General features: G+C 38.8%; 13 protein-coding genes and 1 pseudogene. 4 read left to right on the top strand and 10 right to left on the bottom strand.

Annotated elements, in window-relative coordinates; all coding sequences use genetic code 11:
• Positions 1–156 precede the first annotated feature (156 nt).
• The 6 genes from ACT3SX_RS09170 to ACT3SX_RS09145 all read right to left on the bottom strand — a co-directional run bounded on the left by ACT3SX_RS09170 (position 157) and on the right by ACT3SX_RS09145 (position 7,193).
• Positions 157–609 (bottom strand): hypothetical protein, encoded by a 453-nt coding sequence (locus ACT3SX_RS09170; protein WP_442069799.1) that lies wholly within the window; start codon positions 607–609, stop codon positions 157–159.
• A complete protein-coding gene (locus ACT3SX_RS09165; protein ID WP_442069797.1) occupies positions 603–2,525 on the bottom strand; it encodes a hypothetical protein in 1,923 nt (640 codons plus the stop codon). Before ACT3SX_RS09165 ends, ACT3SX_RS09170 begins: the two co-directional genes overlap by 7 nt.
• Positions 2,476–2,961, bottom strand: a complete 486-nt coding sequence (locus ACT3SX_RS09160; protein ID WP_442069796.1) for a hypothetical protein — start codon at positions 2,959–2,961, stop codon at positions 2,476–2,478. Before ACT3SX_RS09160 ends, ACT3SX_RS09165 begins: the two co-directional genes overlap by 50 nt.
• Entirely contained in the window at positions 2,948–4,531 is a 1,584-nt protein-coding gene (locus ACT3SX_RS09155; RefSeq protein WP_201601117.1) for a site-specific integrase, read from the bottom strand. The genes ACT3SX_RS09160 and ACT3SX_RS09155 overlap by 14 nt, the downstream gene beginning before the upstream one ends.
• Positions 4,524–5,804, bottom strand: a complete 1,281-nt coding sequence (locus ACT3SX_RS09150) for a site-specific integrase (protein ID WP_201601115.1) — start codon at positions 5,802–5,804, stop codon at positions 4,524–4,526. The genes ACT3SX_RS09155 and ACT3SX_RS09150 overlap by 8 nt, the downstream gene beginning before the upstream one ends.
• 120 nt (positions 5,805–5,924) lie before the next feature.
• Entirely contained in the window at positions 5,925–7,193 is a 1,269-nt protein-coding gene (locus ACT3SX_RS09145) for a tyrosine-type recombinase/integrase (protein ID WP_045455641.1), read from the bottom strand.
• A gap of 1,375 nt (positions 7,194–8,568) precedes the next feature.
• On the opposite strand from ACT3SX_RS09145, the gene ACT3SX_RS09140 reads away from it, so the two are divergent.
• A complete protein-coding gene (locus ACT3SX_RS09140) occupies positions 8,569–9,243 on the top strand; it encodes a hypothetical protein (protein ID WP_192520245.1) in 675 nt (224 codons plus the stop codon).
• 183 nt (positions 9,244–9,426) lie between these two features.
• Here the strand turns inward: ACT3SX_RS09140 and rhuM are convergent, their stop codons facing one another.
• The 4 genes from rhuM to ACT3SX_RS09120 all read right to left on the bottom strand — a co-directional run bounded on the left by rhuM (position 9,427) and on the right by ACT3SX_RS09120 (position 11,962).
• Positions 9,427–10,419, bottom strand: a complete 993-nt coding sequence (rhuM, locus tag ACT3SX_RS09135) for a RhuM family protein (RefSeq protein WP_192520246.1) — start codon at positions 10,417–10,419, stop codon at positions 9,427–9,429.
• A 61-nt stretch (positions 10,420–10,480) separates the two neighbouring features.
• Positions 10,481–11,068 carry a M90 family metallopeptidase gene (locus ACT3SX_RS09130; RefSeq protein ID WP_263972668.1) on the bottom strand — a complete coding sequence of 196 codons (588 nt, stop codon included), beginning with the start codon at positions 11,066–11,068 and terminating at the stop codon, positions 10,481–10,483.
• 16 nt (positions 11,069–11,084) lie between these two features.
• Positions 11,085–11,237, bottom strand: a complete 153-nt coding sequence (locus tag ACT3SX_RS09125; RefSeq protein WP_225739271.1) for a hypothetical protein — start codon at positions 11,235–11,237, stop codon at positions 11,085–11,087.
• Between the two features lie 89 nt (positions 11,238–11,326).
• Positions 11,327–11,962, bottom strand: coding sequence for a GDSL-type esterase/lipase family protein (locus ACT3SX_RS09120; protein ID WP_192520247.1), 636 nt, complete (start codon positions 11,960–11,962; stop codon positions 11,327–11,329).
• 250 nt (positions 11,963–12,212) lie between these two features.
• Here ACT3SX_RS09120 and ACT3SX_RS09115 point away from each other — a divergent pair.
• From ACT3SX_RS09115 to ACT3SX_RS09105, 3 genes and pseudogenes are all read left to right on the top strand, one after another.
• A pseudogene (locus tag ACT3SX_RS09115) lies at positions 12,213–13,742 on the top strand (circularly permuted type 2 ATP-grasp protein); the annotation flags it as partial.
• Between the two features lie 1,121 nt (positions 13,743–14,863).
• A complete protein-coding gene (locus ACT3SX_RS09110; RefSeq protein WP_192520248.1) occupies positions 14,864–15,652 on the top strand; it encodes a transglutaminase family protein in 789 nt (262 codons plus the stop codon).
• A gap of 122 nt (positions 15,653–15,774) precedes the next feature.
• Positions 15,775–16,518 (top strand): peptidase, encoded by a 744-nt coding sequence (locus ACT3SX_RS09105; protein ID WP_192520249.1) that lies wholly within the window; start codon positions 15,775–15,777, stop codon positions 16,516–16,518.
• The last annotated feature ends 31 nt before the right edge of the window (positions 16,519–16,549 follow it).

The raw sequence follows: 16,549 nt of genomic DNA, 5'->3' as shown, positions 1-16,549 counted from the left end.
GAGTGGACGTTTATGAGTCTTGCATTGCTAGTTCTACTTGCTATATCAGTCAAATAGACGTAATCGATTACATTAAGCTTGGAAAAAATTAAGACTGTGAAGGTTCAAGATTGGTGATTTGAATATTCATACACTTTATCTGAGTATGACAAGTCACTATAACTTTTTTAAATTAGACTGACTTTTGAGTTCAGATATTAAGTAGGGTGAAAGTAAGTCATCTAGCTCAAGATTAGTTTTCAACTTTACTTGATTAATAATTTCTACGAGAATAACAGTATTTTGATTCAGCTCATCTTCAAGTTCAGCTATCCTCTCTTTTAATCCTTTATTGGTGTCAAGAAGAGCTTGACGTGTCTTTTTATTGACGTATAGCTGCTCTTCTTTTTCATTCAAGTTCAATGGTAAGAGCTGCTCCATGGTGTATTTTTGAATTAATGCTTTACGTTCTTTAGTGCTAAGCGTACTCAGACCCCCTTTAATATGCCCTTTGGCAATTAGTCTCTTATGTAGAGCAGTATTTGAAATAGGGGCCTTTTTAATGCCTTCTTGTACCATTTCTTTAAGCTCGTTCTCGATAGCTTCATTAAGCTCACTACCTCTTAACATTTGCTTTCTTCCTCATCATTAGCTTTTATCTTTTCGTATTCTAGTGAAAATAGTTCAGCAAGTGTCTTTGGCTGGGAATGCTCAGTATCTATTGCACTATATATATTTACAGGAGTTTTATTACTGTAGCCGACCATAATTTTTTGTTCGAAACCCTCAAGGTTCTGAATTTGCTTTTTTATCCTTAGTGTAAATTCAGAATTATCAGCTAAGCTTTTAGCTTGATCAGTCAGTCTATCTTTAGTAAGTCTTAAATTTTCAAGTTCGCCCAAACGGCCTGTCACCGTAAAATTGACACAGGACGCACCTGACTGGCACGCTAGTCGCTTGGGACAACCGTGAGCCGCTATATTACGCATACACGAGCCAAAGGGTAGGGGATGTAAGTAGGCATGGGTATCTATGAGTTCTTTTGCCTTGTCTGGCTCTGTAGGAGCTATTTCATTAAAAGCTTTAGCAATATCGTCAAAGTAACCATCTCCCATAGATTGTTCGATAAAATTCGACACTTCATTAGCGTTATCAAAAGTATGCAGGTTATTTTTCAGATTGTTTTCTAGATCTTTATCGTTGCTAAATAGCATCAAACCATACTCTAAGACGTCATCAATTGGACTTTTTATATTATTCTTTAAAGAACGCATAGGCTCTTCTGAAACTGCCATTAACTCATTGGAGGTTCGGAATTGATTACTGTTACTAGTCAAACTAGCATTTTGGCTGATTTGCTTAATACTCAAATGCTGATAATGTTTGTTTTGTTCAATATCAACACGCCCCATTAGCATAGCTTGTAAGTGATCTAGAATTTCAGCAATAGCTAAGAACGTATTAATATTATGCCGAGGAATATGGCTTGATATTTTAGAGATTTGATTGTCACTATCTTTTAGATTATATTTTTCAAATACTGATTTATTGTTACCTGTGCCTAAGAAATTATTTATGACACGGTTATCTAGGGTTGTAATATTTGTTTTATTTATCAGACTTCGAGATAGAGTAGTGCTACCATGTTGAACAATAAATAATAAGTCTTCATAGGGAATGTTAACTAGCTTACCCTCAAACTCAAATTTTTTATTTATAGGTTCTTCGGCATCATAATTCGCTATTGATACAATGAATTTATTCAATGTCTCTTTACTATAGAATTTCAGCTCACCTGTGCCATCAGGACTTACCTTGTCAGGTTTTACTTGAGCATTCTTAAATGTACTTAATATTGCATCTCTTTGGCCACCACGACCTCTTGTCTGTTTTTTTGAGATAAACAAATGGTCAGTTAAGTCGTCTAGCTCGATCAAGTCATCAGAAATATCATCAATACCTTTAGGAAGAAAGTCTTTTAAATTTTTCTGTCTCAAATAAATTAGGTGCTTTCGATACTGCTCGGTAAGCTCCAAGGTATTTTGTATAATGCTTTTAACAAGCGTAATCGAAGACGGCTCAACCCAGTGAATTCTCTTGCCAGCCCCTTTTGCGCCATAATAGCGTATACCAAGCATGGATTGTACCTTGCCATTGATACTTATAGGCTCATTGGTCTGTGGATCCAAGATAGGTCTTTCAATTAAACAGTCTTTCTTCAGCATTATCGTTTCAGTCGATCGAAACCCTGTTATGATAGATAAAAATAACGAGTTTAAGAGTATTTTTTCGCCTTCACTTTGACAAAGGTTTTTTAGCGAAGCAATATTTATAAAAGTCTGAATCGAGATTAATTTTTCTACATTTATCTTATTTTCATCGATATTTTTATCTTCAAGAAGCTCTTTAGTTGTTCTTGCTTTCTGTGTTCTGTTCTGCTTGTTAATATATTTTAAATCAACTTCAAACTCTAGCTTCTTAGAAGTGAATCCATATTTATTTACTACATCTTGTAGCCTTTTGTAGCCTTTTGAATGTTCCGACATGGTCTGGAAGGTTAGTAGCACTACTATTATTCTTTAACAAATAGTAGGCATGGTTAAGAATTTCTGTCGATAGCTTTGTAGGATGAGTGTCATATGTAATTTCTTTTAGGGAATAGAACCAACGCTTTAACACTAAAAGTTCAGCAACAAGCTTTTGTGGTGAAACCTTACCGTTAGCTTGGCGATAGCTGTACACTAGCATTGCTTTACAAAATTGTTGATAATCTTCAGATATATTTATATTTGACAGCCCTTTTGCTCTGTTTATCGAATTGAAGCTGATACTTGACTTGCCTCTCGAGAGTAGCCAGCTTGAACCCACACCGGTCCTTAACCAAGCACTATCTTCCCATAAAGCATCATTGGGTTGGTATAAGCTATTTTCAAAATACTCTTTTTGCTCATCAATGAACTTATCATAACTATTCATTTGCATTTTTCACCTCACTACTTAACTTACAGCGCTTAATGACTGATTCTATTTCAAATTTAGTCGCTTCGTGAATAGCAATGACTGGGTTTGAGGAGCTATAAACAGCATCGGAGATATGGACGATAGATTCTAGTTCATCTTGAACGCATTCTAAAACCTCTTTATGATTACCATGTTCATAAGGATGAAAATAGACACATCCATAGCAACTACGGACAGGTTCAAGGAAACAGCCAGCTTTGTAGCTACACTTACCTATATTGCTGTGGATTTTATGATTAACGAATCCTGTTATATTTTCTCCGTGGTCTTGTTCAGGGGTAATGATATCGCCAGTCATTAGCATGGCTATCATTTGCTGATAAACAGGGTTTCTACCGAGTGCTATGGCTCGAATTTGAGCAAGATTAGGTGATGAAAAAATATAATGTCTAGCTGTAACTAACGACGAGTGTCCTAAGATATACGCAATATCTTCAGCACTTGATCCCGATAGTGCCATTGAATAAGCCACATGATGGCGAAATTGAGAGCTTGTATATCTAATTCGAATTAGTTCACCATTTAAAACTTGGCTTTTATATTCCTGCGGTGAGAAATCAAAAAGTTGCTCATTGATGGCGGTAGTACAGTAAGTCACTGCATAATTACCTAAATCAAAAAGCTGATGTTTTATAGGTAGTTTGAACTGTTTGATATATTGCAAAATAACTTTAGCGATTTCTTCAGGTAGTTTTATCGAAATCTTAGCATGGTTGAATCGCCCTTGTTTGGCATAAGGTACAAGTATGCTGTAACGCATATTTTCGCCTTCTTTCGTGTATGTATCTATCTTTATATCTTCAACAGAAAGCTTAGATAATTGGACGGGTCTCATACCAGTTACGTAGATAAGACCAAGGATAGAAGCATCTTTAATAACATTGTCTACTATTGATTGCCCCTCACCAATTTCTGAATTTAGTTTTGCGAAGCCATTTTGTATCATTGTGATCGTAGGCTTACTAATAGGATCCTCAACCTCTTGATAGAACAATTTTGAGTTAAAAGATTTTGGTCTTTCTAGTATTTCAAGATCAAGCTCATCTTCTTCACTAAATTCTTCAAAACCTTCAGCTATCAATAATCTGACAAAGTTCTTTAATGTATAGTATTCTCTATATTTAGATTCATCTACGGCTAAATCTAAAAGCACTTCTTTGAAACTTAGATAACTAAAAGAGTTGTTGCTTTTTATTAACTTATGAAATTTAGACCTGACTTGTTTAAAGTATCTTGATAAATAAGCAGGGCTATTAATTTGGGAGTAGTAAGCTAAAAAGAACTTTAATAACTTAATCTCATGCTTATCTAGATAATTTTCTTCAGTAAAGTCTATGTACTCTTTTCTACCGGAGTAGAAAAACTCCCAAGTACTTGAGGTAGAATTGATAAATTTCGTTTCATATCTATCAGCAAGCATAAATCGAATTATAGTAGGAATATGTAGACTTTCAATTTTACTTATCTGAGCCTCAGAAAATAAACGATGACTCGAGTAGTTAGGAAACTCTAGTGCTAAATTATTAGTCATAGTGTGCACCCACTTTTGTAATTCGATGTATATTAGATAAGTTAGCATTTTCCGAGATAAATCGGCTAGCATATAAGTATGGCATAGTACTGTTGAGTGACCACCCTGCCATCTTTCTTAAACTTTCAATAGCATTCTCCATTGCCTGCGCCTTGTTGTAACTGTCCAAATATGATTGATAACTATGTTTAAGCATCATATACGCCCATGTATGACGAAGAATATGAGCTGAAATTTTATCAATTGAATCTACATATCTCTTGTCAAAGAACTGAGGATAATCACTTTTCATCTTCTCATTTATCGTAGCTATGAGCTTTTTAAGACCTGATTTACTAAGAGGCGCGTAGGGTGCTTGTAAGGACAGAAATAGCATGTTGCTTTTAGAATCTTGAGATCTGATATTGTTGATATACATGTGAATAAATTGAGCATCACGTTTTTCTAATAATATGGTTCGAACGGATTGAACGTTTTTCATCTGCGGCTTCGATATACGGTTATCTGTTCTATCTTGTGTATCAGTTATAACGAGATAAGTATTACATGTTTTTAAATCAGTCTTAATTGAGTTAAGAGTTAAAAGTAACAGCTCGCCAGTCCTCAAACCGTAGTTTAAGAGCAGATGTACAATGAGAAAGTTTCTTAACTGCGCTTCCTTACTCTTAAATAAAGGTTCTAGTGCTTTTGGCGAAATAATAGAATATAGAGCTTCTTTTATTTCCTCTGTAAGGCTTTTAAAGTTTGTCCCATTTTTATGGGCTTTATGGTGATTAGAGGACAAGTTTTTGACAAGATCAGACTTTTGGGAAAGTGTAGATTTATATCTAGCTATTTGAGGGCTTATAGATTTACCGTGTACTTGACTAAAGGTATCTAATAAATAGTTTAAATAGCTGAGGATAGCCCGCAAACGATGTGCAAGCGTATTGTAATTAATTGAAGGATTGCTCCCTAATCTAATTAGCTTTTGGTCAACTACCCGCATATTTTCCAAATATAATATAAAGCTGTCTATTTCTTTAATCATCAAATTAGGGTTAGATTTATGTTCACGGAAATACTTGCAGAATGACTGATTATGTTTTTCTTCCCAGAACTCGTACCACTGCTTAATACCCTGCAAGTAAGCTTGTTGTGTTGATTCACTTTTAAACTTCAATGAGCTATTAATATAAAGCATAGGATATAAGCAGGGAAGTGTAGTAGTGCTATCAAACAATAGACTAAGCTGAGCTGAGTTGTTTAGAGTAATAGATTTTATTTTCAGCATTTGAATCAAATCCTACGAATGTATGAACTTTTATATAGGTGTCTCTTATGATTTAATATTATATTAATACTCTCTACAAAGCAATGAAAATTGAATGATATAATCAGCTTAAAGTAGTTTTCATACAGAGTCTCGCAGCTTATCTATATAGTCAGCCCAATCTTGCATCATGAGTATTCGAGTATCGATTTCATCCAATCGGTTATAAGCGCCACCATGCGTATCCTTTATTCGATGTCCTAATTGCAGCTCAGTCACAATATCTGAGTAACGTAGTTCAGATTGTTCCATAAGCAATGTTTTGGCCGATGCTCGAAATCCATGAGCACACTGAACATCTTTGTATCCAAGCCTATGGAATATCTGTACTAGAGTCGCTTTACTAATATAGCTATTGCTTGAGGCACGCATCGATGCAAACACATATTCTTTATGACCTGTAATTGCTTTTATTCTTCGTAAGCGTTCAATAACCTGAGTGGCTAGAGGTACAACTAAGTGCGATACCATATCCTCACGACCTTCGCCTTTAGTAGGAGAAAACTCCCATAGCTTGTTATCCCAATCTATATCTTGCCATCGCATAGACCGCAAATCGATACTACGCACAAAAACATATGGTAATAAGTTCATTGCTTCCAATGTAATCTTACTTGCACCTTCAAAATTAGACATATCGTTTAGGAGAGTGGCAAACTGATCAGGCTTAGTGATGGCTGGTAAATGGTTGCCTGAGCTGGCAGGTGCGAGCTCGCCACGCGTATCAATAGCTATGTTTCTATCGCATAATCCTCTTGCAACAGCGAATGAGAAGACTTTTTCAGTATAAAGCCGAGTGCTTGCACCAACGAAGGTTGCTTGATTTTCATTATTCTGAATCGCCTCACACACACTTAATATCATCTCGCTCGTGATATCGTTCATTCTTAAGTCGCCAATCTCGCGACACATATATCCTAGACATAAATCCCAAAATTTAAGGGTAGATTCACTAAACGCACGCTTTCTAGAATTGCTACGATTACGACTTGATGTTTTGTGGTCTCGCCACGCTTGTGTAATTTCAGAAAATGTGGCGTTCTTTAGATGAGCATACTTATTGACTTGTTCTTTTTTATGGATAGCTTTAGGGTCAGAGCCTTGTGCGACCATCTTAAGTATACTTTCTGCTTTATGCTTAGCTTCATATAGACTGATTTCTTCGACCTTACCTAGCATCATTCTAGGACGCTTACCATCGATATGCGGATGAGCGTACCTCAAGTAATATTCTTTTTTACCATTTGGATAAATACGAATACTTAGGCCCGCAATACCTGAGACACTAACCGAGTAATCTTTATCTCGGCATTCAAGTATATTAATATCATTTAAATTGTCGACAGCCATAATGCACATCCGTAAGCTTTATAAGCAAGGTAAATTGTGAATGTTAATCTATTAACTCTATACTGAGATTTAGAATAATCTTTGCACATACTTTATAAATTCTGAAAAAGTATCTTTTGGAAAATATAGATAGTTATTGGACACTGAAATGGACACGGTTATTAATCTATTAAGACATAAAACCCTTTAAAATTAAGTATTTTAGGTACAATTATCCCCAAGTGAAGGTTGGGGATAATTATAGTATAGTGGAGAAAGAGGGAGTAAGCTATTTTTTTGTTGATATATATGGCGTTTGAAGGAATAAACTTCATATAGATTAAAAGTAAGAGTGCTGTTTGCTATTGGCAATAGAGTCCTTCGACATATTTGCACGAAAAACCGTGCTCCTGTACTCGCACAGAATACCTTAATCAGGGTGATAGTACTGTTCTGTGCAAATTTGGAAGGTATCAACTCAATGCTTTAGATTAAGATATCTCAGTAAGAACGAGAGATGTTAGAAAAGACCAATGAATGTTTCACTAATCAGGAAGGCTGTTTTGGTGACTCTAAATGGAAACGTAGTTAGCTATGATAATAGCAGCTATAAGGTGTATATAGACTTGGACTTACTGAGATGCCAAGTAGGAGCATTATCAGAGCTTGTATACGTTCTTATCAATGATATAGAGTAATAGGCATTCAGAAGGGTTATTGCTTTTACTTTGAGCTGATTGTCACTTGGTGGCTAATACTTCTGTACCTAACGTAGTTCAAGCACATTCGCATTAATCAGGAAGTCGGCTAAGCTACCAACAATCGATTGATGAGTGATTTGTTTATTAGGTGATGATTAGGAGTGACAGATTATTCAGAGGGCTTATTGTGCAGTATGAAGGTAGTAAACTTAGCAATGATGAGTAGAACAAGTTTATCAAACAGGTTAACTAGCGACATGGTTTAATACGTTAAGCTCGATTACAAATACAATAGGATTAATGATAGCTCTGTACATTAACTCCTTAAGACAGCTCAGCTAGTAACTGTATTAGTGGTGATGAAGATGACTTTATGAATAGGTAATACGTATGAGAATTAATCAATCATCAACCAATCTTTATAGGGATTTATCATATAATTATAATCCCATGAACTTATTGTATGGTACCCTTAGTTTAACATAATATACATTATGCGAAAACAAACCAACGGGTTTTGGTGATTTATAATAAAGCTTTTATATAGCACTTACAGCGTTCTCATTCTGGCTATCTGCTATCACTAAGTTATAAAATATACGCTGATTAAATTTATTAGCCAGTTTATTCTTGAGAATTTATTTCTGTGTACTGTTACTATAAATAATAGTCTTATTCACGTTAAGGATATTTTTATGACGAAATTATCTACGACCTCAGCATTGAGCATGATGTTTGCATTGCCATTATTATTGGCTGGCTGTCAATCTCAATCTATTATGAGCACGCCGCAGAACATCGTTCAAAATAATACAGATCAAAATAGCATAAATCAAAACAATTCAGGCATCGACACGGCTGTTATAAATCAACAAACACTGGAACAGCAATCCTTACGCATTCAGCAAGCGCTGGCCAATGGCGACTATGCCAGTATTGCTAACGATATCCACCCAACACGCGGCGTTCGATTCTCAATGTATGCGTATATTCGCCCAGAATCAGATAAAGTCTTTAGCCGTGCTCAATACCTACAATATCTACATGAGTCCAATATTCGCTTCACTTGGGGCGAAAAAGACGGCATTGGTGACTTACTTGTCACGCCATTGCCTGACTATTTGCGCACTTGGGTCAATGCAAGCGCCTTTAATGACAACCCTACGATTACCCTTAATAACAGCCAAGCTATGGGCAACAGTATTGATAACTTAAACAAAATATATCAAAACTCTGATTTCGTTGAGTTTTATAGTAGCGGTAGCGAAGAATATGGTGGCATGGATTGGCGTGCGATGCGTTTGGTGTTTGATAGCTATCAGGGAAAGCGTTATCTTGTAGCGATTATTAGTGACCAATGGACGATTTAGAGTATATAAAACGACTAACCTAACAAGCTTATAAGCTGATTGTTAACGGGCATCCTACTCTATCTGCTTGTAAATACAGCATATATTCAAATATAAGTATATATTTTGCAACTCATGTTGTATGTCAGGTTGCATGGTTTTTGATACGGTTGTCGATATGGCTTTTAATAGAAATTTTGTGGATTAGCCCTCTAATGACAACATATTCATAATTAGCTTAATCAAGGTTTCTTTTTGATTGGGGTCAGATTCCGCAACCAGTAAGGTTAATGCTGCAAGCCCGGTATTATTGATAACCATGTCACCTTTGTCATTTAGCAACCGATGGTTACGGTGTAAAAAATCCACGAACAAAAAAGCACCGCTGCGTTTATTGCCATCGGTAAAGGGATGGTTTTTTACCATAAAATACAGTAGATGCGCCGCTTTACTCTCGATAGTCGGATACGCAGGCTCACCAAAGACCGTTTGCTCTAAATTGCCCAATACACTGTCCAAGCCATCACCACGAGGCTTAGCGAATAATTCAGTTGCCTCACCCCTGTCTATCAGCTGCGCTTTCAAATTCGTCAGCGCTGCCATCGCCTCAGTCGTATTGGGGAGTATGCCACCATCTTGTCCTGCGGGACTGTCAAGCAAACCTTCATCATAGCGCTGTAACCATAAAAACGTCTGCGTATAACGGCTGATAATCTCAACCAGTCCGCGTCCTTCATCGGTTTTTAGCTCGGGGCTTTGCGCAGTTTTTTTGATTAGATTTAACGCTTGTTGTAGCTCGCTTGAGTTTTTATCGAAGCGTTGTTGATTGAGCGTATAACCTTGTACCAAGTACTCACGCAGACGCTGCGTTGCCCAACGTCTAAACTGCACTCCCTGAGGAGATTTGATGCGATAACCTACTGATATAACCACATCTAGGTCATAAAAGGTTACTGGACGATCTGAATTTGCAATATGCATTTTTTGCATATTGCTTTTTTCAGCGATTTCTTCATCGTTTATGGCGTTATTAATATGGCGAGAGATCACTGATTGATCGCGGCCAAACAGCTCAGTCATTTGTGCTTGTGACAGCCAAACTGTCTCTTGCTCAAAGCGCACATCTACTTGCGCCTTTCCATCAGCACTTTCATAGATCTCTACTGTTGCCATATCGTCATTTATCGCAGTAATCATCTCAGTTTTTTAATCCTAATATATACGTTCATACTGTTTTAGAGAAAGCTTCAAGAATTATTTATAGTGGCGTCTGACGAAAGAATTTGACCATGATGTCATAAATATCCGGATAAGCATCAATCAGGTTTTGCGGTGTCTCAAAAAACACCTCACTCAATACTGCAAAGAATTCTGCTGGATTACTCGCACCATAACGATCTAATCCCGACTTTCGATGAACTTGAAAGTCCGCAAAATCTCGCGTCATCACCTTAGTCCACTGAGTGCGATCAGTATCATGCTGCAACGGTGGAAAGCCATTGGCGCTGCCATTCATCATATCGAGCTTATGAACAAACTCATGAATGACGACATTGTGCCCATCACGCTCACCTGAGTGTTTGGCATCTTTCCATGACAAGATCACAGGTCCACGTAGCCACGCTTCTCCGCTACGGTGTTGACTACCTTGATGGACGATACCGAACTCATCCACCGTGGTTGTGTCGCTTTTGTATGAGCTGGGATAAATGATAATAGATGACCAGCCAGCATACCACTCAAGGCTTAGGTTTAGAATCGGCAAACAGGCTTGCAAAGCAATCGATTGTCTAACGGTGTCAGTCACCTCAAACCCTTGAGCACCGGTGATAGATTTATCAGCCAAAAACAACGTTGTAAGATCAAGTTGTAAGATCAAACAGTCGCTTCATCTCATCTTCATCTAGTCTATCAAGTATTGCTATACGCTTGGCAGCTTGCACCCAATCAGTGGTACTAAACTCACTATTATCCAGTATGCGCTGCTCGCGCCAGTCTTTTATGAGGTTAAACATATACTTTTACCCTACATCCATAAGATTATGAAAACAACAATAATTAGAAGAACATCAAAAAAGACGATAATACTTATAAAAACAAATACTTAGTTAGACATTCCTACTTCTTGCAAATAGTTATACAGACCTTCTGAAAATTGTCGATACCCTGCGGTATTGGCATGGATTTTATCAGATTTCAACGCATCGTCTGACAGTATCTTTGACCAGCCATTGGCATATAGCGGCACCCCTTCTGATTCGGCAATATCTTCATAAATAGGGTTGTCACTGGCTTTGCCAAACAGCGCACTGGCACTGAAATAAGGTTGTGAGATCAGCACGACGGGGATATCAGCCGATTTTAACTGATTGATAGTCGCTGTGATATTGGCAGTTGTGGTATTGGGAGGTAACTGCTGCAACACATCATTGCCACCGACACTGAGCAATACCAAATCAGGATTTTGATTAATGACTTGATCCGTTCGTGCCAGCACATCAGCAGAGGTATCACCGTTAACCCCTTCATTCACCAGACGCCATTTCGTCATGGTTGCCAAGACCGCAGGATAAGCTGTCTCAGGACTGGCACCATAACCATACGTCAGTGAATCGCCTAAAGCAATCACTGTGCTACCCGTAGGCAAAGTCGCTTGTGTTGGTTCATTAGCACAACCATTCAGAGCAATAGTAGTAATCCCTATACTTGCCAGCCCTAACATTTGCTTACAAAACTTCATGTCTACCCTCTCGTCCTATTACTTACTTCAGTACACACTTATCAATACGTTATCAGTGCACTGGCTCACGTTTGATTAAATTTATTACAATTTAGTTAAACTTATTTAAAACCTATTGTCTAACGCTTGTTGTATGTTACTCAGTATACGTTGTATAGTTTAAATCAGACACGGACTGTTTTTTGGGTATATTGTACAGACTGGTCTACCCATAACAGTGGAGAGGTTACCTAGAATACGTGAGGTCGTTATGGAGCAAAAATCATCTCAATCCCAAAATCAAGGCAAAACGCAAAGTCAGACACAGAGCGCGGCTACCACCAAAGCAGCCGTTAAAGACCGACTGCAAAAACAACCATCCGAAACGCCCAGCCCGCCTAAGATATTTAACGAATTACAAGACAGTAAAGGTCAATATCGCCCTGTTGCTAAATCTGTTGGCAATTGGCTAAATGACATCAACCTCGATTCCCTCAACCATTTAAACGAACAAGCCGCTGACATATTTTACCGTAAAGGTGTGACATTTACGGTGTATAGTGATGCCAAAAATATTGAACGAATGATTCCGTTTGATATCATTCCGCGTGTCATCTCCGCTAGCGAATGGCAGCAAGTAGAGGCTGGATGTAAACAGCGCATCACTGCCCTCAATGCTTTCTTGCATGATATCTATCATGACCAAGCTATTATGAAAGAAGGGGTTGTCCCCGATGCTTATGTCTATGCAAGTGGCTGCTATGAACCATGGATGATGGGTATTGAGCTTGACAAAGCTATCTACTCACATATCAGTGGTATCGATTTAATCCGAGACGAATCTGGCAAATTCTGTGTATTAGAGGACAATCTGCGCACACCATCTGGCGTCTCGTATATGTTAGAGAGCCGCAATATATCAGAGATGTTATTGTCTGATATATTTGAAGACACACCCATCTTAGGTATCAGTGATTACCCCAAACGTCTCAAAGCCTGTCTAGCCAGCTCTACCAGCAAATACGACCCACAAATTGTTATCTTAACCCCAGGGCGTTTCAACAGTGCTTATTATGAGCATGCATTTTTGGCACATGAGATGAATGTGCCGCTGGTTCATGGTTATGATCTAATCGTCGAGGACAGCAAGGTTTATATGCAGGGGATTCGCGGTAAGGTGCAGGTCGATGTTATCTATCGCCGTATTGACGATCCTTATATTGACCCACTGGCGTTTTCTTCCAATTCTATTTTGGGCGTGTCAGGACTCATGAGTGCTTACCGTTCTCGCAACGTGGTCATTGTCAATGCACCGGGAACTGGCGTCGCCGATGACAAAAGTCTCTATCCATTTGTCCCAGATATGATTGAGTTTTATTTGGGTGAAAAACCCATCCTGCCAAATATTGAAACCTACCAATGCCGCAAACCTGATGATCTTGAATACGTGCTCGCCAATCTGGGTGATTTGGTGGTCAAAGAAACACAAGGCTCTGGTGGCTACGGTATGCTTATAGGACCAACATCGACCAAACAAGAGATTGAAGATTACCGTGTGCGTCTGTTAGAAAACCCAGCGGGGTTTATTGCCCAGCCGACGATATCACTATCTACTAACCCAACAGCGGTCAGTGATGGTATTGCACCAAGACACATTGACTTACGACCTTTTATATTAAGCCATGGTGATGGAACCGTCGATATCGTACCAGGCGGCTTAACACGAGTGGCGATGGTTGAAGGCTCATTGGTCGTCAACTCCTCACAAGGTGGCGGCATCAAAGACACTTGGGTTATCGATGACAGTAACTTAAAGTCTTCCACCAAAAAAACAAACTGCAAGTGCTCGCCTTTATCATCAGACGTCAACACCTCAGATCACGCCAACTATTATGATCGTGTCCAGCCGCTAGAAGCAGGCTATGAGATGCTAGACGATGCACCGATGATACTACTACTCTCCACCGCCAGTTATCTCATATGGCTAGGTCGATACAGCGAGCGGCTGTATTACTATGATGATGTCATGAAAAAACTGGTCAAAGATAATTTTAAAAAATCACAGCTTAAGCATTTAATCAGTCACTTAGGTTTTAATGCAGATATAAACGAATCGTCTAAAACCATGAAAGCACAGATGATGTCTGATTTGGAGCGAAACATCATACCGAACATCGTTCAATCGATAGATGACAATGTACAGGAAGCAAAAGGCGTCATTGGTAAAGACACCGCTGAGTTATACAACTTGATTAAGCGTCTCTCAAGTGCTGGCACTTATCGGGCTGCAACCTTGCAGCTACATGCCTGTAATGCCGCTATGAAACAAGAGCATCCGACAGTGACTTGCTTTTGGCAATTAGGTCGTCATTTTGAGCAGCTTGAGCGGGCTGTGCTATTAGAAGAGGACTCAATAGAAGTCAGTCTTGAATTTAAGTATTGGATCAATGAGTTGCCGGAAAACACGCGCTGGCGCGAGCTGACACGTTTGGCCAACCAAATGATTCGATCGAAGAAATTTAGCGATTTTGAGCTGATTAGTAAAGAGTTTAATATCATTTTGCGTCAAGGTGTCTAGGCATGTCATCAATTAGCACATTGATGCAATTTAAAGCTTTAAAATGGCTAAACTTTCGTTAAACGGTGTCAAAACGCTTGTCAATATATTCATATTCACTGCGAGTTTTTCCTTGTTTAGCATCAATTTATCTCATTTTAATGCTCATAATCTAATTGGTGACACGCCCTAGCCATAAAATGATGAAAAGCGCTAATGATATAGTCAATTTAATAGTATTTAAAAACAAAACAAGGCAGGCACGTAAAAGCATTAACAAGAACAAACTAAGCGAGCCTGATCCTGTATTCGATTTATATGAGATTGATTATACATATGAAATAAACAGAAAATAGGAAGCTATCATGAAACTTCAAATCAGCCACCAAACCAACTATTATTATTACGGTGAGCTTGCACAGCGCAGTGTCCAATATATACGCATGACTCCAATGCAGATGCCTCATCAAATTATCCATAAATGGGAAGTAATGCTCCCTAAAGTGGCAACCAATCAAAAGGATGGGTTTGGTAATGACTGGCTCACGCTAAGCCGTAATGAAGCGCATAATAATTTGCAAATGCAAGCATCCGGTATCGTTGAAATCGATATAGAGACCAAACGTTTAGAGGATATGGCTCATGTCCCCTACCTACTGTTTACCGTACAAACACCTTTGACCAAATGTTCACAAGAGATGCGCGATTTTGCCGCGCCCTATCTAAAAAACCCCACCCATGACAGTCTCAAATCGATGGCCAATGCACTTATCATGAAAATGCCGTTTGTGAAAGATGTGACTCATGTAGGTACGACAGCTGCTGAGTCTTTTGCAACGAGCGCTGGCGTATGCCAAGATCACACTCATGTGTTTTTGGGTTGCTGCCGTGATCAGCATATTCCAGCCCGCTATGTGTCAGGCTACCTGTATGACGATACCGAAAACCATATGGCAAGCCATGCGTGGGCAGAGGTTTGGCTAGACGGCTACTGGTATACCTTTGATATCTCCAACCAATTGTTTCAACCAAGCTCTCACGTCTACGTCGCCATTGGTAGAGACTATTTAGACACAGCTCCTGTCCGCGGTGTCAGAATGGGCGGCGGCTATGAGAACCTTTATAGCCAAGTGCTAGTCAAACGACTATCATAGGACAATCATTAACGACTCTACTTTACGATTACTATAGCCAATCCACTATAAGAGAGTTACAACGTTAACTTCGGTTATCTTGTAACTCTTTTAAATTAAATCAATTACAATCAGGATGTTTTATGACTTATTGTGCTGCCATTCGCCTAAGAGAAGGCATGGTTTTCGCTAGTGACACGCGCACCAATGCAGGCGTTGATCATATATCAACCTTTAGAAAGTTATATCAGTATGGCATTGAAGGCGAACGCGTCATGGTACTACAAACCGCAGGCAGTCTAGCCACCTCACAAGCCGTATTTACCAAGTTGCAGAATGATATTGACCAGCGTTATGAAAGCAACCTCAATACCGCACTGACGTTATTTGATGCAGCCCAAATGGTAGGCGAATGTATGCGTAACGTGATGAATCATGCAAAACAAGTTGCCAACGATAATGATGGCAGTCGGTTTACCAGCTCGTTTATGTTGGGTGGTCAAATAAAAGGCCAGCCGCATGAGTTATATATGATTTACCCTGAGGGTAATTGTATTAGAGCCACCAAAGACACACCATTTTTTCAGTTAGGCGAAAGCAAGTACGGCAAGCCTATTCTAGATCGCTCGGTCACATACGACACCGATATACAGCATGCCGCACGGGCCTTGATGCTTTCATTCGACTCAACTATTCACTCAAACTTGTCAGTGGGTATGCCGATAGACTTTGTGATCTATAACAGTGACAGCTTAGAGATGCCTGAGGGTCGCCGTATCGATGAGAGTGACGATTATTTCAATCAAATTCGTCGTCAATGGTCAAAGTCGCTGCGTAATATATTGGTCGAGCTGCCTGAATATCCTGATAATTATTGGAATAAATAGTTCAGTGAGTCGTAAGACCTCAAGCAGGCAA

This window comes from Psychrobacter sp. AOP31-B2-9, from assembly GCF_052378005.1.
Classification (GTDB): domain Bacteria; phylum Pseudomonadota; class Gammaproteobacteria; order Pseudomonadales; family Moraxellaceae; genus Psychrobacter.
This window is presented reverse-complemented; position numbering and strand designations above follow the sequence as displayed.

Excerpts from the sequence above, each read along its gene's own strand:
- ACT3SX_RS09120 (WP_192520247.1), bottom strand. The coding sequence starts at position 11,962 with ATGAAGTTTTGTAAGCAAATGTTAGGGCTGGCAAGTATAGGGATTACT.
- ACT3SX_RS09140 (WP_192520245.1), top strand. The coding sequence starts at position 8,569 with ATGACGAAATTATCTACGACCTCAGCATTGAGCATGATGTTTGCATTG.
- ACT3SX_RS09155 (WP_201601117.1), bottom strand. The coding sequence starts at position 4,531 with ATGACTAATAATTTAGCACTAGAGTTTCCTAACTACTCGAGTCATCGT.
- ACT3SX_RS09160 (WP_442069796.1), bottom strand. The coding sequence starts at position 2,961 with ATGCAAATGAATAGTTATGATAAGTTCATTGATGAGCAAAAAGAGTAT.
- ACT3SX_RS09110 (WP_192520248.1), top strand. The coding sequence starts at position 14,864 with ATGAAACTTCAAATCAGCCACCAAACCAACTATTATTATTACGGTGAG.
- ACT3SX_RS09105 (WP_192520249.1), top strand. The coding sequence starts at position 15,775 with ATGACTTATTGTGCTGCCATTCGCCTAAGAGAAGGCATGGTTTTCGCT.
- ACT3SX_RS09145 (WP_045455641.1), bottom strand. The coding sequence starts at position 7,193 with ATGGCTGTCGACAATTTAAATGATATTAATATACTTGAATGCCGAGAT.
- ACT3SX_RS09165 (WP_442069797.1), bottom strand. The coding sequence starts at position 2,525 with ATGTCGGAACATTCAAAAGGCTACAAAAGGCTACAAGATGTAGTAAAT.
- ACT3SX_RS09170 (WP_442069799.1), bottom strand. The coding sequence starts at position 609 with ATGTTAAGAGGTAGTGAGCTTAATGAAGCTATCGAGAACGAGCTTAAA.
- ACT3SX_RS09125 (WP_225739271.1), bottom strand. The coding sequence starts at position 11,237 with ATGTTTAACCTCATAAAAGACTGGCGCGAGCAGCGCATACTGGATAAT.
- ACT3SX_RS09150 (WP_201601115.1), bottom strand. The coding sequence starts at position 5,804 with ATGCTGAAAATAAAATCTATTACTCTAAACAACTCAGCTCAGCTTAGT.
- rhuM (WP_192520246.1), bottom strand. The coding sequence starts at position 10,419 with ATGATTACTGCGATAAATGACGATATGGCAACAGTAGAGATCTATGAA.